This is a genomic window from Stenotrophomonas sp. Ste96, from assembly GCF_024519495.1.
Classification (GTDB): domain Bacteria; phylum Pseudomonadota; class Gammaproteobacteria; order Xanthomonadales; family Xanthomonadaceae; genus Stenotrophomonas; species Stenotrophomonas bentonitica_A.
Map to the genome: position 1 here is coordinate 358,158 of NZ_JALJRX010000001.1, position 13,826 is coordinate 371,983.

18 protein-coding genes are annotated in these 13,826 nt (G+C 51.1%); 2 read left to right on the plus strand and 16 right to left on the minus strand.

Going from position 1 to position 13,826, the window contains the following annotated elements:
• Window positions 1–64: 64 nt before the first annotated feature.
• The 6 genes from OC373_RS01640 to OC373_RS01665 form a co-directional block, all read right to left on the minus strand.
• Complete coding sequence (locus OC373_RS01640) at window positions 65–571, minus strand: hypothetical protein (protein ID WP_261996889.1); 507 nt, start codon at window positions 569–571, stop codon at window positions 65–67.
• 103 nt (window positions 572–674) lie between these two features.
• Window positions 675–3,488 carry a TraG/TraD/VirD4 family protein gene (locus OC373_RS01645; RefSeq protein WP_261996890.1) on the minus strand — a complete coding sequence of 938 codons (2,814 nt, stop codon included), beginning with the start codon at window positions 3,486–3,488 and terminating at the stop codon, window positions 675–677.
• Window positions 3,485–3,964, minus strand: coding sequence for a hypothetical protein (locus tag OC373_RS01650; RefSeq protein ID WP_261996891.1), 480 nt, complete (start codon window positions 3,962–3,964; stop codon window positions 3,485–3,487). The genes OC373_RS01645 and OC373_RS01650 overlap by 4 nt, the downstream gene beginning before the upstream one ends.
• Window positions 3,965–4,047: 83 nt before the next feature.
• Window positions 4,048–4,863, minus strand: a complete 816-nt coding sequence (locus OC373_RS01655; RefSeq protein ID WP_261996892.1) for a hypothetical protein — start codon at window positions 4,861–4,863, stop codon at window positions 4,048–4,050.
• Window positions 4,864–4,906: 43 nt separating this feature from the next.
• Complete coding sequence (locus OC373_RS01660) at window positions 4,907–5,518, minus strand: hypothetical protein (RefSeq protein WP_261996893.1); 612 nt, start codon at window positions 5,516–5,518, stop codon at window positions 4,907–4,909.
• A 14-nt stretch (window positions 5,519–5,532) separates the two neighbouring features.
• Window positions 5,533–5,979, minus strand: coding sequence for a hypothetical protein (locus OC373_RS01665; protein WP_261996894.1), 447 nt, complete (start codon window positions 5,977–5,979; stop codon window positions 5,533–5,535).
• A 415-nt stretch (window positions 5,980–6,394) separates the two neighbouring features.
• On the opposite strand from OC373_RS01665, the gene OC373_RS01670 reads away from it, so the two are divergent.
• The gene (locus OC373_RS01670) at window positions 6,395–7,438 is read left to right on the plus strand and encodes an HNH endonuclease signature motif containing protein (protein WP_261996895.1); all 1,044 of its coding nucleotides are present in this window, start codon (window positions 6,395–6,397) and stop codon (window positions 7,436–7,438) included.
• On the opposite strand, the gene OC373_RS01675 is transcribed toward OC373_RS01670, so the two are convergent.
• The 7 genes from OC373_RS01675 to OC373_RS01705 form a co-directional block, all read right to left on the minus strand.
• Window positions 7,428–8,186, minus strand: coding sequence for a DUF4942 domain-containing protein (locus OC373_RS01675; protein WP_164085008.1), 759 nt, complete (start codon window positions 8,184–8,186; stop codon window positions 7,428–7,430). The two genes, OC373_RS01670 and OC373_RS01675, sit on opposite strands and share 11 nt — an antisense overlap.
• 63 nt (window positions 8,187–8,249) lie before the next feature.
• Window positions 8,250–8,573, minus strand: coding sequence for a hypothetical protein (locus OC373_RS01680; protein ID WP_164085007.1), 324 nt, complete (start codon window positions 8,571–8,573; stop codon window positions 8,250–8,252).
• A 176-nt stretch (window positions 8,574–8,749) separates the two neighbouring features.
• Window positions 8,750–9,265 carry a hypothetical protein gene (locus OC373_RS01685; protein WP_062167824.1) on the minus strand — a complete coding sequence of 172 codons (516 nt, stop codon included), beginning with the start codon at window positions 9,263–9,265 and terminating at the stop codon, window positions 8,750–8,752.
• A 4-nt stretch (window positions 9,266–9,269) separates the two neighbouring features.
• Window positions 9,270–10,094, minus strand: a complete 825-nt coding sequence (locus tag OC373_RS01690) for an abortive infection family protein (protein ID WP_062167826.1) — start codon at window positions 10,092–10,094, stop codon at window positions 9,270–9,272.
• Between the two features lie 12 nt (window positions 10,095–10,106).
• A complete protein-coding gene (locus OC373_RS01695) occupies window positions 10,107–10,286 on the minus strand; it encodes a hypothetical protein (RefSeq protein ID WP_154329517.1) in 180 nt (59 codons plus the stop codon).
• A 126-nt stretch (window positions 10,287–10,412) separates the two neighbouring features.
• Window positions 10,413–11,246 (minus strand): hypothetical protein, encoded by an 834-nt coding sequence (locus OC373_RS01700; protein ID WP_261996896.1) that lies wholly within the window; start codon window positions 11,244–11,246, stop codon window positions 10,413–10,415.
• Window positions 11,247–11,348: 102 nt separating this feature from the next.
• A complete protein-coding gene (locus tag OC373_RS01705) occupies window positions 11,349–12,086 on the minus strand; it encodes a hypothetical protein (protein WP_261996897.1) in 738 nt (245 codons plus the stop codon).
• A 185-nt stretch (window positions 12,087–12,271) separates the two neighbouring features.
• Between OC373_RS01705 and OC373_RS01710 the strand changes: the two genes are divergently transcribed.
• Window positions 12,272–12,655 carry a hypothetical protein gene (locus tag OC373_RS01710; RefSeq protein WP_062167835.1) on the plus strand — a complete coding sequence of 128 codons (384 nt, stop codon included), beginning with the start codon at window positions 12,272–12,274 and terminating at the stop codon, window positions 12,653–12,655.
• Between the two features lie 85 nt (window positions 12,656–12,740).
• On the opposite strand, the gene OC373_RS01715 is transcribed toward OC373_RS01710, so the two are convergent.
• The 3 genes from OC373_RS01715 to OC373_RS01725 all read right to left on the minus strand — a co-directional run bounded on the left by OC373_RS01715 (window position 12,741) and on the right by OC373_RS01725 (window position 13,652).
• Window positions 12,741–13,094, minus strand: a complete 354-nt coding sequence (locus OC373_RS01715) for a hypothetical protein (RefSeq protein ID WP_261996898.1) — start codon at window positions 13,092–13,094, stop codon at window positions 12,741–12,743.
• A gap of 13 nt (window positions 13,095–13,107) precedes the next feature.
• A complete protein-coding gene (locus tag OC373_RS01720; RefSeq protein ID WP_261996899.1) occupies window positions 13,108–13,326 on the minus strand; it encodes a hypothetical protein in 219 nt (72 codons plus the stop codon).
• Window positions 13,327–13,418: 92 nt separating this feature from the next.
• Window positions 13,419–13,652 (minus strand): hypothetical protein, encoded by a 234-nt coding sequence (locus tag OC373_RS01725; protein WP_261996900.1) that lies wholly within the window; start codon window positions 13,650–13,652, stop codon window positions 13,419–13,421.
• Window positions 13,653–13,826: the final 174 nt, after the last annotated feature.

Below are 13,826 nucleotides of genomic sequence, written 5' to 3' on the forward strand. Positions count from 1 at the left end.
AAAGGCAGATGCAACGAAAGTCAAGAGATTGAGGTATAAGAAAAAGGCCCCGAAGGGCCTATTTTCATATTGACTGTGCTTTGGGCTTTTGTTCCCAGGGCTTTTCCGACTGAGTCAGCGTTGGCTTGGGAGTGAATTTCTCAATCTCGCCTTCAACCGGAACACGTCCATTTTCACGCATGAATGCATTGAATTTCTCTTCGTGTTGCTTCTCTTCGTCAATGCCATCTCGGTTGATGAACTGCTTCTGATAGCCGTCGTTGTTCTGACTGCGTGACACGCGCTCCGCGTTCAGCGTTTGCGCTTGTATGATCTCTTCAATTTGGTCAGAGCGATAGACCGACAGCCTGCTTTGGAATTCAACCTGACTAACCTTGGATTTAAGCAACTCCGGATCGGAGCTCTTAGACAGTGAAGTAAGTTCAGTTCTCAGAGCATCGCTCACTTGTGAAGTGATCTTTTGCTCGTCTTGCTTGAATGATTTGACTTGATCAGTCATTGTCACCTGTGGACCGGGGTTGTTTTGATAGAAATCGTTGCGTCTCTTTTGTGCTTCTGCAAAGCTTGTCATGAATGGTCTCCAAAGTTGGGGTAAAACCAACGTAAGGCAATTTTGGGTCTTGTAAAGCAATTAGCCCCGAGCAATCGGGGCTAATTCTATGGAGATTAAGCAATCAGACCCTACGGTTCTCTCGCATGAAATCCTCCACTTGATCTGCTTCTAGTCCTCCGACTTCACAGATTTCCGTTCGCGTTGACCCGGCGCGCGACACGACGATCAAGGCCTGGCCCTGGAAGAGCGTGTTAGCAAAGTCATCATCGTCCATCACCCAGGACAACTCAGTGCCCTGCACTGTTTCAAGATCGAAGTTCTTAATTCGAGCAACGTCTTCAAAGCGGTGCGCCGCATCCTTTACGTCGATTTGTCGGGGAGCGGAGTGGACATAGGAGTTCTGGATCGCGCCGACTCCCTTCTCTCTCAGCTTCTGCATGAAGACAGCATCGGGGTGCTCAGGATCTACCAGGGCGCTATTGGCGTAGCGCTGGAGCATAGCCTGGTTGTTGATCCCCACTGACGCGGTTTTATATGGCGTGAGCCTGGCTTTGCCCAACATTTCTTGGAAATACTTGTATGTGCTATGTGAGCTTTCGTTCTGCATAAGAACTTTGGTAGCAAATAGCTCGAACAAGTTGTGCGCCCCGTGCTCACTGAAATTAGCAAGGAAGGAGCTGATATTCTGCGTCAAGAACACGAAGTAGCAGCCCAAGCTTCGTGCCATTGCGATTAAATCACGCTCTGCTTCGCCGATGACCGACTGAGCCTCATCGATGAAGTTGAAGACAGGGTTGTGCCCTTCAAGGTCAGCCCAATTGACAGGGCGATTTTTGATGAGGTTGTAGACTCGCATTCGCACGATGTCTGCTGTGATCTGTCCACCCACCCCATGGACCATCGTTGGCAAGTTCACCCCGATCCAAAGCTTATTGGTCAACACGCCTTGAAAGTCGATGCCTGTCTCGGTGTCGGCCCACAGAACTCCATCCGCGTTTTTGAGATGTCGCCCACGGAAGACGTCGTTCAAGGCGTTGTCGATGTTCGAAGTGATGCTGGTGCGGGTTTCAGGTGCCATCACTGCCCAGGTGTTTGCGAAATACGAGACTGACCCTTTGATCTGGTTGGCTGCATCCGCAACATTCAGATAGCCAGATTTTTCAATGAAGTCGAACGCGCCCCGGAACTCTTCGTGGAGCTCGAACCCTTTTTCCGTTTGCTTGATCTGATTGACTACATTTAAGAAGCGCTGGATCTGACCAATTGTCCAGTAGCACGAGCGCGGCTGCTTCAAAGATGCTTCCAACTTGCGGATATTTGCTCTGGTCTCAGCAATTGCATTTTTGGCGTGCGACAATCGCTCTTGATCACCCTCCAGCTCAGCCAATCGCTCGATGGAAGTGAATTTGATCAACTGCTGTTCTTCGTCAGAGATCAATAGTGCCGTGTTGCTGCGAACAAACTTCTCGGCTTCGCATGCCGCTTCAACAATCATCGCTACGTGCTCTAAGACGATGAAGCCCATGCTTGTCCAGAAGCTGCTTTCGTCCTCGGACATTTTGCCCTTTCGCTTCAACTCTCTAAACGCCTGGACAAGCTGTTGAGCATTCATCCCTTGGCTTAGAGACAGGTTGATACCAGGCTCAATCACGATATCCATCAAGCTCATCACTTCGCGAACCAGCACATTTTTGCCGTCACCGACAATGGCTCCTGCCCATTTCGTCAACTTGACCAATGCCATGAACTTTCGAAGCCAGAAGGTCTTGCCGCCACCAGACTTGGCGATGACCAAGATGTGTTGAGAAGTGTCCTTTAACGAAGCCACCAGCATTTTTCCGGGGACGGGCGCAAAGCGATACATCTTGTTGAACAAGAACCCAGTGGCTTTTCCTAAAGGAATAAGCGGCGTTTTATCATTGAGTGCACGCAGCGCCTGGGCGATCCACTGCTTCTTCATCATTCCGCGAGCAGTGTTCTCATGACGTCCTATTGTGAAATGATTGCTGTTTGACGATGTCTCAGATGTGCGGGTTTCGCGCTCAATCTGTGTGTAGCGAATGCAATACAAGTTCGGCACTGCAAAAATAAAGATTAGGCTCAGCGGTGCGGGAAGGAGCGACACAGCCACGGCATAGACAACGAATGAGACTTCGACCTTCAACGCTCTCGCGAATAGATCGAGTGATTTCTCATGTTTGGTTCCTTGCTTGCTACTGAAATAGCAGCAAGCAAACGTGAGGGTAACGACAACCAAAAACACTATTCCCAGCGGAATTAAACCCGGTCCGGACATGAGACTTCTTAATGCTGCCACGCCCGCACCACCCAACGATTGGATGCCAACAAATAGTGGTCCGATCAGCAAGCAGAAGAAAGAGCCAATAGCGTGAGAGGCTGATTTGTCGACACGAATAGCCTTGAGATATGGCACTGCTGCAAGAAGAGCCAAGTATCCATAAGCTCCGAAGAAGCGACTAAGAATGAAGGCTGCGCATGCGATTACCGGAAGCGCTGCGAACATCAATGGCATTGCCGAGGAGACAGATCCAGTGATCGTGTCTTGAGGTAGCACTACGGCGTCCATTGGTTTGCCAGAGCGCGTGATCTTAGAATTCTCGAAGCGCACGATCATGTCGTCAGTCGCGTTAGGCATCCACGATTCAAGATCCTTCGAATGCTTCAAATCATCGCTTACGTGCCAGGACCCATCAGGGAATTGAATCGCCCCATATGCTTCTACAATAGCCTGATCTTCTTCTTTGACATCGACAAGAATGTTGCTTGGGACTTTAACGAAGTCATCGAATGCGCCGACCACTTCATGTATTTCTTCATTGGTGCGCTCTTGGATTGACGCTTCAACATCAACAAATCGCTTCAAGCCCGGAACTTTGCCGAGAACACTCAGCACCTGAAAGATAGTCGGGATCATAGTTCGCCCGCCTTTTCCATAACTTCTTGGCACTTCGGGTTTACATCTGATCCAGTCTCGATTGATTTCTGATACTGCGCCTTGCAAGCTTGATATGACGGCGCGAGACCAACTGCACTACCTACCTTGCTTCCAAGAGAACCTAGGCCCAGCATCATCATGAAGGCAAGTAACATGGCAGTGATGAGGGCTGTGCTAAGCAAGCATGCATAGACACCGACATAGCTGGTCTCGACTCGTCGACGTATATCTGCTCTTTGGCAGTCTCGCCCCCATCCCGCCTGGGTCATGACGCCGTCCAACGGATAGCGGTCTTTGTGGAAGTAGTAGTAAGTGCGAATAACATCGGGGTGCAACGGACCCAATCCCTTGCTTTCAACGCTTCCAATGAGAAGCCTTCCGTGAAGATGCATCCAGCGCGAGCCGTCTGCGCTTTTGACCTTTGTTCTAAATTGGCGAAATAAACTTTCGAACACACTGATCTCCTATTTTTTTTTGAGTGGTAGATCAGCAATAAGCCAAAAAGCGAAAAGCGCAACATATTAGCTGCGCTTTTTGTCTACTTTAATTGCTCTGCGAAGTGATCGAGATCATTGTTTGCTTTGTCTACCCAATCACTCCGCTTTGCCTTGGGTTGTTCAATATGTTGTCGCATCGCTGATCGCTCTTTGGGTGCGCGAACAAACGCGTTGGGTGCAGGTGATCGTTCTACCTTCTGGGGATTGGGTTCAACCGACTTTGGCTGTTCCTCGACAATGGGCGTTACAGACACTTCTTGAACAGGCTCTATGGCCTGGACGGGCTCAGGAGCTTTGGGCGCTTCCTGGACCTGAGGTGCTGAGGTTGTTAGCTGTGGCGTCGTTGTGACCTGGTGCTTCTCAGTAGCCTCTTTGCTGTCGTGTTGAGCCCAGAGCCATGCGCCAGCTACTGCAAGAGACGTCAAGATCGCTACGGAAACCAGAACTTTGACGGTGGGCTTCGATTGCGATTTAGGGATGGCATCACGTGAGCTTTCAATGATCGGGTTTTGCTCTTCCCGACCAAGATCAGCATCCTGGATCCGCTTAACCTCTTCGTGCTCTGTTCGCTTCGCATCCTGTGCTTGCCTCCAAGCATCTGCCTTTGCTTTGGCACGCTGCGCTTGTTCCTGGGCAAGCTTGGCAGTCTTGGCCGCAAGCTCTTTGGCAAATTTGCTCGTGGCTTGTGCAGTCGCTTTGGCTGCGACCTGTGTCTGTTCCAGGCGCTGATCCAGCTTCCGATCTTTAACTTGCTGCTTGTTAAGAGGACTTGGAAAAGATGATCCACCTTCTTTTTCAGATTTAAGCTTTGCAGCTTTTTCCAATAGTTTTCTTCGTTCGTAGTCACTAATACTCATCTTGATCTCCTTTTGAGATAAGAAGAGCCCCGAAGGGCTCCACTTATTTCAGCTCCGGCAGCGGGGAGACTAAGATGCGGTGGGTTGGAACATTTCCGCATTGATTGTCGAGTTTGTGTTTTGCCAAAGCTGCTCGCCCATTGAGTTCACCGACGACTGCCAAGCACCCCGCCCCACCCTCCGTTCTAACAGTCAGCTCATTCTTTGAAGACTTCAAGATCGTGCCGAGCTTGTCGAAGAAAGCTTTGGTCTTTTCGTCCGGCTTGACCACAGATGCAGGGTCATACTCAACCACTAGGCCTTGGAACTTTTCCGTGGCCTTCCCATCGGCAGTGGTCTCGGTCTTCACGTCCACAGTGGCTTTCATTCCCGCCAAGCGAGCGGCATCTGCGGCTTCTCTGGCTCGTGCGAGCTCTTGCTTGTAAGCAAAGCCTCCACCGATTAATCCGCCTGCCGCACAGCCTCGCAGCGCACCGTCTTTGCCTGCGAAGATGGCCCCGAGCGCACCACCCGCTGCACAGCCAATTCCTGCACCTTTCGCGACTGTGCCTTTGCTAACCGGAGATGCGCTTCCACCGGCAAGTTGGTCAATGGTGGCGCATCCAGCGAGCGAGGAAGCAAGCATTGCGATCATCGTTAATTTTAGTTTGTTCATTTGTATCTCCTTCGTTAGTTAGGGTTGTTGTTAGTTTTGGTGACGCCTTGACTCTGCATCCCATTCAATATTTCTCGGCTCGATCTCACTGCCGGCATCGCTTTTTCTTGGATCGGCTCACCGTTCAATGCATCTGAAAGATTGCGAACAAAGGCCTTAGTCAGATCAGTGCTTCGTTCGATGTGCCGCTCGGATGCCTCGTTCATTGCCTGGACTCCTGCACTTAGATCTGAAAGAAGTTCTCTACGAACTTCTGTCAGTCGCTTTTCCTCGCGGTCAGCAAAATTCCTAAGCTCTTGCATTGTTTTTTCATGGAGCTCGTTGAACAGTTGATCGTTCAACAATCCATCGACAGCTAGTCGCACCAACTCATTGACGCTTGTTCTTTTCCGAATTGCCATTGCGCTGAGTGATCTCAATTGATCGCTCTCAAGTAATACATTTCTTTTGATCAGCTTCATAAATTCTCCGTTTGGCATAAATTGACCGTAAGGCGATTCCGTGAATTGGCAAGGGGTCTGCTTAAAATTATTTAGCGAAAGATGCTGCGGTGAATCGAAGGCGTTAAAAAAGCCCCTCACCGGGGGCTTCTTTTAATCCTTGCGCTGAAAAGCTCTCAGAGGCTCTACACAGGGCGCGCGGGGGTCAGCGCGGAACACCCCAAGGTGCGTCATGTGTATGATCTAGACTTGTGAAAATGACGATGCCTCTGCCGTTCCGCTAGCCGACGCTTCTGCTTTTTCTTTTCGCTCCTGGTCTTTCTTTTCGATGCTGACTCTTGCGCCGATCTCAATTTCTGCTTCACTGAAATGAGATCAAGCAAGCACGGGAGATGACAGCTTTATGGAGACAGCAGACGGTATTGGGATTGAGCAAGTGAACGAAGCGAAGCAAAGTTCGCTTGATGATCCGATTGCGAATTTCAGCCAAGCCATCTCTGAACGATCGGCTCGCCAATCGTTCCATCTGCCGGCAAAGCTTCGTGAGCAGTTGAAATCAATGCAGACCTCTTGCCCGATCTGCGCGTGTGACTTCTCCCAGCAATCATCTATCGTCGTTGCTCAGATCGTTCCCATTGAGCACGGCGGCCCGGATGACTTCTCGAACTGCTTTCTGTGCTGTGAGCGCTGCAATCGAAGACGCAGCACTTCAGATTTGCTCAGCATGGGCGATGCGTTCTGCAGCCCAACCGCTGCCCCACGCCTTCCACCACACGGACGCGCCATGGGCTTTTCCCCAACAGACCTGGTGCAGCGCCGTCTGGAGTTGCTGGCGCGCTCTGCCAATCACTGGACGCCCCACACCCGAAATTCAATGAAGAACACAGTGTTGAAGCACCTGACCAAGCGTTGGGCTGAGCCGCGCTTTCGTGTCTTCGCACACCACTCTTCTGACCTGGCCCTGATCGGCTTCGGGGCGCGCTCAGGTGACGCTCAGAGCTTGGGTGTCGCCAAGGTGCTGATCAAGTTTCAAGGTGCCAGCGCGGCGATGATGGACGATGATGTGAGCGTCTACCAGGTAGATCCTGGGAGCTTCCTAACCTTGATTTGGTCACTGATCGAGCTCAACGCCTTGATGGTGCCAGTGCGAGTCCCAGGCAAAGGCGCACTGGCTCCTGGTAGCGAGTGGCAAGACTTCTGGCCGGACCATGTGCGTTCAGTCGCTACACTCAGATCCCGCTTGAGGCCTGATCATCCCAGTAATTTCGGTGAGCTCGCCCGCTGCCCTGACGCAAGACGGGTGCTATCTAACAAGCCTGACGCACTGCGGAAGCGTCGGAACAGTGCCGCGCGGGTGGAGCGAAACCGCAGCCAGCGGCTCGCCCTCCATCACCAAAAGCGGCTCAAGGATGCTCTCCAAGACGGCGCTTTCGCCGTCTTGGAGGCTCGGCTGGCATCACTTCACGACCTTAAGACTTGATTTCGGAAGGCAGTGCATTGGAGAAGACCCTCCCAATCTCACTATTCAACCTTTCCAATAGATCCAGCCGCTTAAACTTGATATGTCCGTTCTTGTTTTTGAAGATCTTCAATGAGAAATAATCATTCCAAGGCGCGTCCTCCCAGCAATTCAGATTAAGCATCCTGAATGTAGTGATTCGATGATCGAACTCCGGCTTCCCATCAAGTGAGCACATGACTCTTGCCAAGTCATCGATAACATTGACACTTGATTGATCAAAGCCACCAGTCCAGTCAGACAACTTAACAATGCACTTTTCCGCGAGATAGTGATGGTCATTGCACTTATGATCACGACTAAGCTCCAAATAAATATCCCTTAATCCTTCGTCTCGCATTTCCGCTCTTGATTCATAGTATTGGCGAAAAGTAGCCTCTACATTATCTGAACTGAACTCAGGAACTGGATCATACCCACCCAACCCTCGCGTCCATTTATCGCGCCTTGCATCATTAAGAAACGTCCAAAGTCCACTTTGTTCCATGAAGTAGCGCCATGCTGATCGATCAACCGTGTCGATCAGTGCGCTCTCAGCGCGCTTGAAATATCGCTCGCCTTCGTGCAATGGACGATCAAAAAGCTTGCCATCCCTGGCCATTTTTATCGCATCTTCAATTTCATCAAAGCCTCTCCTAATCCTGTTGCAGATCTCGGCCCTGTCTTGGATGTAGCCGGAAAAATCAAGCCCCGGGAGCAAATCATTCATGCTTCACCCCTTTTTTCATAGTAAAAGTAATCTTTAGTTCCCCCTTGCAGAGCAGCGGTCGAATTACTCAACATACATGACCTCCTCCAACTCGATAGTCATGGTCATCGACTCCCCAAAAGCATCGTTATCAACTACCGTCACATTGATTTTCACAAGTGCAGTCCCAATTTGGGTATAGAAGGAAAATGAAAGGTCCGCACTCTCATCCGATGTGCATCGAAGCTGCTCAAGAGCTTTCATACTGACAATGATGAAAACCTGCGAATACTCCAACTGAATATCGTCTCCATAAGAATAATTCTGGACCACGTGTGCAAGCTCCACGTCCATCAGAATGTTATTCCTGCCGGTTGAATCAAGTTCACTCAAATTGATGTAGCTCATTAAGCTCTCCACTTATCTGACGCCATGCCAGACTTCGATGAGAACTGTATTTTCATTGGAGGTTTTGGTCCACGTGAAAGGCGTCCCTTTCCATAAATGCTTGTTCAGCATCCGCCGCCGAGCATAAAAAAGCCCCGCAAAAGCGAGGCTATCAGCTCAGCTGGAAGGCTGAAAAACTACTGTGGCTGCAAATTTCTCGCAGAGATTTGATCAATCCAAGTTGCTTGGGCAATCCCGGCAACTGCTTCAATCGGGCAATCGACATAGCGAACATTGATGTGCTCTGTCCCCTGCTTTTCCAATGTGACCAACCCGAACGGACCATCCACTCCGAAGAGGTGGAAGTCGCCCTGGATAGCACCACACGCTTGGCAACGGTTGACCAGATAGCGCGTGCCCGATCCCTTCGTCGTCGCCATAAGCATCCAGGGCGCAGCTGCTGAGATGTGCTGCGCGGCTGGAAGGTTGATCGACTCCACAAATCTGAGAACGGCTGCGTCTGCGACGGACAGCTCTTCGTCGTCATCAAAGCGCTCAACGAAGCTTGGCACCCAAAGAGCGCTGACCGATGTCGCTGCCACGCATGTCCAGCACTCGTGATCTGTCGTCAGCACTGCAAAACTGGGGCTTAGGATGACTGAGCTGAGCTCCGGCAACGCCGCTAATACTGCTTTTCGGTCTGGTTCGATCATGTCCCTATCTCCCCTTGGCCAGGGCTTCCCGGGCCTGCCAAGTTTCCACCACAAACAGGCACAAAGAATGAGCTGAGTGGACAACAAGACGTGCGTGCCTTGGAGCGACCTTGTAGGCGCGTTTGTGCTGGCCGTGGGCACTGCCCGCATGCGTTCGATAAGCACCGAGGCCATCAATGATGGAGCTTAGCCCCGACAGCACACGCTTCAAGTCATCGTCTTCCAGCTGCTCAGGCGACAGCTTCAAGTGCTTAGCAACGACAACCCACAGGGGCTTCACTGTCTGACTCGTGGGTAGATCCAGGCGCTCAGTGGCGATGTAGTGCTTACAGAGAGCTTCGACAATGGCGCATGCTGCCGTGACGGCAGCAGCCGGATCACTGTCAATGAATCTCACCGCTCGCTCAAACTCTTCCTCCACCTCTGCGACCGAGAAGTCCTTCAAAGCATCGCCGAACGCCTTGCTTGGAGCTGTGACAGAGTGAGCGCCCAGAATGCGGCCGCCAAATCCATAGGACAGTTGATAGCGAGCAAGAATTTCGTTGATTCGCTTGCGAGCAGTGAGCTCTTTGTCGGGGTCCCAGGTCGAGACCTCACCATCCATCAGCGTTTCAATGAGCTTGCCAAGGATCGTGAAGGCCTTAGAGACATCCTCCTTCCCTTCTCTCACAAGCCAATTTTGAACCTTATCAACGCAATTTCCCTCAGGAACATCGCCAGAAGCGCCTGCTTCATAAAGCATCGTCTCCAAGCGTCGGTGACTATAGTAGTAGGAGCCAACGACATCACCAATGGTGGCAGCCAACGGCTTGGGGAACTCTTTCAGCATGACTTGGTCCGGTCAGTAAGGGGTTGGCATGGCCGATAATGCAGCCTGTCCGTAGAGCATAAATGCAGCGCCGAGCGCATAGATCAGCCATCCATATGCTGGGCGCACAAACGCGACAAGAATCAACCCGAAGATCATCGGGATCGCCGTGATCCCGAGGTAGTAGCCCCAAGTTGACGGAATCGTGCTCACCGAACTTGGCGACTCCTGGAACTCCACAAGTAGCCCGAAGGCGAGCCAAGACGCGAGAGGCCCCAAGAACAGAAGAGCTAGCCCGTGCACGAACCGCGTTCGCCTGCGAATTTTAGACTGTGGCATCTAGAGCACCTGCCGATAGACCACACGCTTGTGCTCGTCGTTGGTGTAGCAGACCAGTGATGTCATCTTGCCAAAAACGCCTATCTTTTCTACGTCCCATTCGTTCTTATATTCCGGATAGGTGTGCAGATGCATGGTGTCTCCCTTGACGAAGTCAGGTCGCTCAAAGGTCACACCGTAAGCCATGGCAATCGGGCCGTAATTTTTAGCTTCCTCTACGGCCACTGGACACTTCGAGGGCAACGCATAGCTTGCGTATTGGGAGGAACGCTTAGCGATCTTACGAACATCTTGTGGGGACATGAGCACCGAATACTCGGTGTCTGTCTTCTTCTCAAACAGTTGGGTCTGTCCGTAGACCTCCCGCCTGTTGACTAGCGGCGCACCCTCGACACTAGCCAGGCGGCAAGCCAATGTGTTCTTCAAGGCGGTGAAATCGTAGTCCGTGCAAAAGCTGGGATCCGCTGTATACGACCCTTGATCAGCATCATATTTGACCTTCGTCGTGAATTCGAAGAGATAGACTTTGCCGGCATCAATGCCAACAGGTAGAGATAGCTCCGCTTTCCGCTTCTCATAGTCCGCGGTGGTTTCGAACTCGCCTTTTGCCACCTGGTTGCGCGCCCGGATGATTTCCTGGTAGAACCGGATGGGAGGATTCAAACGAACCGTCTCACCATCGAAGGCTTTGCCTACCCAGGGCTCCTCTGTAATGACAATCGGAGGCTTGCTGTTTGCCCCGTGACCGGAGCTTGTTGAAGCCGCGTCCTGCTGACAACCTACAAAAAAGACGCATAGTGCGGCCAGGACGGCCGGTGAAATGGTAGAGCGCACGAACTTCCCCTGTTCCCTTGACGACAACCGCATTGTAAGCGCTACGTGAAGACTAGGGGTGTCAGAAAAATCTGACACTCGGCCGATGCACCGTGTGCTAGCTCAAAGACGACGGGAACTGGTGACTCGCGTTACAGATGCCGGACCAAGACTATGCTGGCTTGCAACGCATTCCTTGAAGCTCGGGGGAATTTCCACTGAGTTTGTCTGGAACTCTTTTTGGGTCAACGTAGACTCATCAGCGCCTTTAGTATGTGAGCACCTTTCCACGACACGCCACTGATCCTCCATGTTCTCGTCATCGTATTCGACTCGATCAAGCCGAAGGCTGCTATCTGAGATGATGTATGAAGTTCCGTTCTCATCTGAAATCACAGCTCCGGCCAGACCAAGATGATAGGCGGTTCGGCCGCGTATGCTCTGCAAATCCCAGGCTGGATCTTCTCCATTGGCATATTCAATAAGCTCATCGTTGCCACTACAGTCGTCAAACTCAATCGCGCATGCCCACAGGTTCTCCCACTGTTCTTTATCGTAATCGAATTCAAGGCAGGCTTTTTCGAAAGCAGATCTAATATCTTCCCCCCTAATAATTAACGGGTTTCCATGCCTGTCAGACATGTAGTCAATAGAATTGGTTGGTGATACATCCAGGTTGTGAAGCATATCGGTAGTGAGCATATTCCCCTCATCTTTAAGCTCTATTCGATACGTTACGTCACTAAAGTGATCTAGAGCGTTATCAGAAAAGCACAGTCCACGAATGACATTGTCCCTCGTAAAATCATCTAATGGAATTTTGCAAAGATTTTCGTTGTCAGTGCAGTGATATAAAAACATGAGATCTCCCAATTATTTGAACAACCTCATTAAAGCGCAAAACTATTCTTTAGCAATGGTTTTTACCCTTTATTCGCAAGAATTCGCTCGCCATAGGTGGCAGCGCAACGAGCGCTCACGGCGGTAGACTGCTGCACATGCAATGAGTGATCTACGCACCTAATTCAGTCCGCCCAGGAGGGCAGATGTCTGTCATTACAATGATCGCGGGTGCTATCAGCACTGCTTCGCTTGTTGCCTTGATCCACTACGTTTGCAGTGCTCACTTCGAGCCTGAGGCGTTCGTTCGCCGCGCCCACGTCCAATCGGGCATGTCACCCCTAAAGTGGATCTACTTTGGCCTCGCGTGGGTGGGACTTGCGATCATGTTGTATGGAGGCACACAGAGCGCACTCTTCTGGATGCCGGACGACTGGGGCTGGACTGACGAAGAGGGCGACATCCAACCTTTGAAAACCTTCATTGCGGCCGGAGCAGCGGTGCTGCTGACGTTTCCTGCCTTAGGCTTCATCTACCGTGCGGCAGCAGATCGATGGGATGCCATTGAGCGGAAGAGCCCTGGTTCGTGAGCAAGCGACTCGGGCCCGCCCGGGGCGATCAATGATCGCGTGCGAAGCACCCAAGGCGCGGTGGGCCAACGGCCCATGATCCAGGTCAAGCCGCTCGAAGCTCTCGAGCAAACTCCATCTTTGATTTGATGAGCTGCTGGACTTCCCAGCGCCGGCGTTCCTCTCTCTCTACCAGCTGTTGCTTGACTCGTTCAACAGCACGCCATTTATGATCCTCGATGGCTTGACTCTGCAAGAACAAAGAGCCCTTGCCCGAAATCAGAACCGTGTCTCGTCCGTAAACGTTGACTAGGCCTTTGCGTGCCGCTCTGTCAAAAGCATGATCAAAATCAGACTGAGCATACCCCGTTAATTGATGAAGGAATTCAGTTGGAGAGCAAAGACCAAAGCTCTCTTTAGCAGCAAGGCAAACTTGGACATCTGAGATATAAGCGTTCATAAGGTCTCCTGGATTAGACGAATCGGCGGACTGATTTGGTGCCATCGAAGCAGCAGAACTCGACACGGGTCTCAACTTGTTCGTCACTAGTCCTGTTGGTCGTCATCAGTCCTTTAAAGCGCTTCCAATAGATCCCCATCGAAAGCTTGGGAAGTCCCAAACCGTCTTTGCCGATATGCCCTCTCAGCTGTTCGGCGGTCGTGATGTCTTTGAGCTTAATTTGAGTGTTCATGATTGATCTCCTTTGATAATTTAAGTAAAAGGCAGATCTCATTTTTGTCAATACACGCAGCTGTAAAAAAGCCGCCTTTCGGCGGCATTTCCTTATACATAGCAATTGAGCTCGCGCTCTGGCCTTTGACCCAATGGCATAAACAGCCCTTTTTCTGTGTAGATCCAAAGCTCTTCGTCTACGACATTTGTAGACGCTGCCTCATCCCAGACAAGCAATTTCTCCTTGATGCCTTTTCCCGTTGAAAGAAAGACTCCCTCTTTGATCGAAATAACTCCGGCCTCACGAGCCTTGCAGATGAGCCTTTGAATTGCGTTGATTTTCATGTGATCTCCTTAATTTGAGTGGATGACTCAAGCAAAAGGCAGATCAAACTTTTGTCAAGCCTTTAAGGTCAAATTAGCACCCTAAACTGGGCGGGCTGGGGCTTGCCTCAATTGTAGCCAGCCCATTAAGCGTGGGCGCAACGGACAGAATTGGGCCATAAAAAAAGCCCCTGC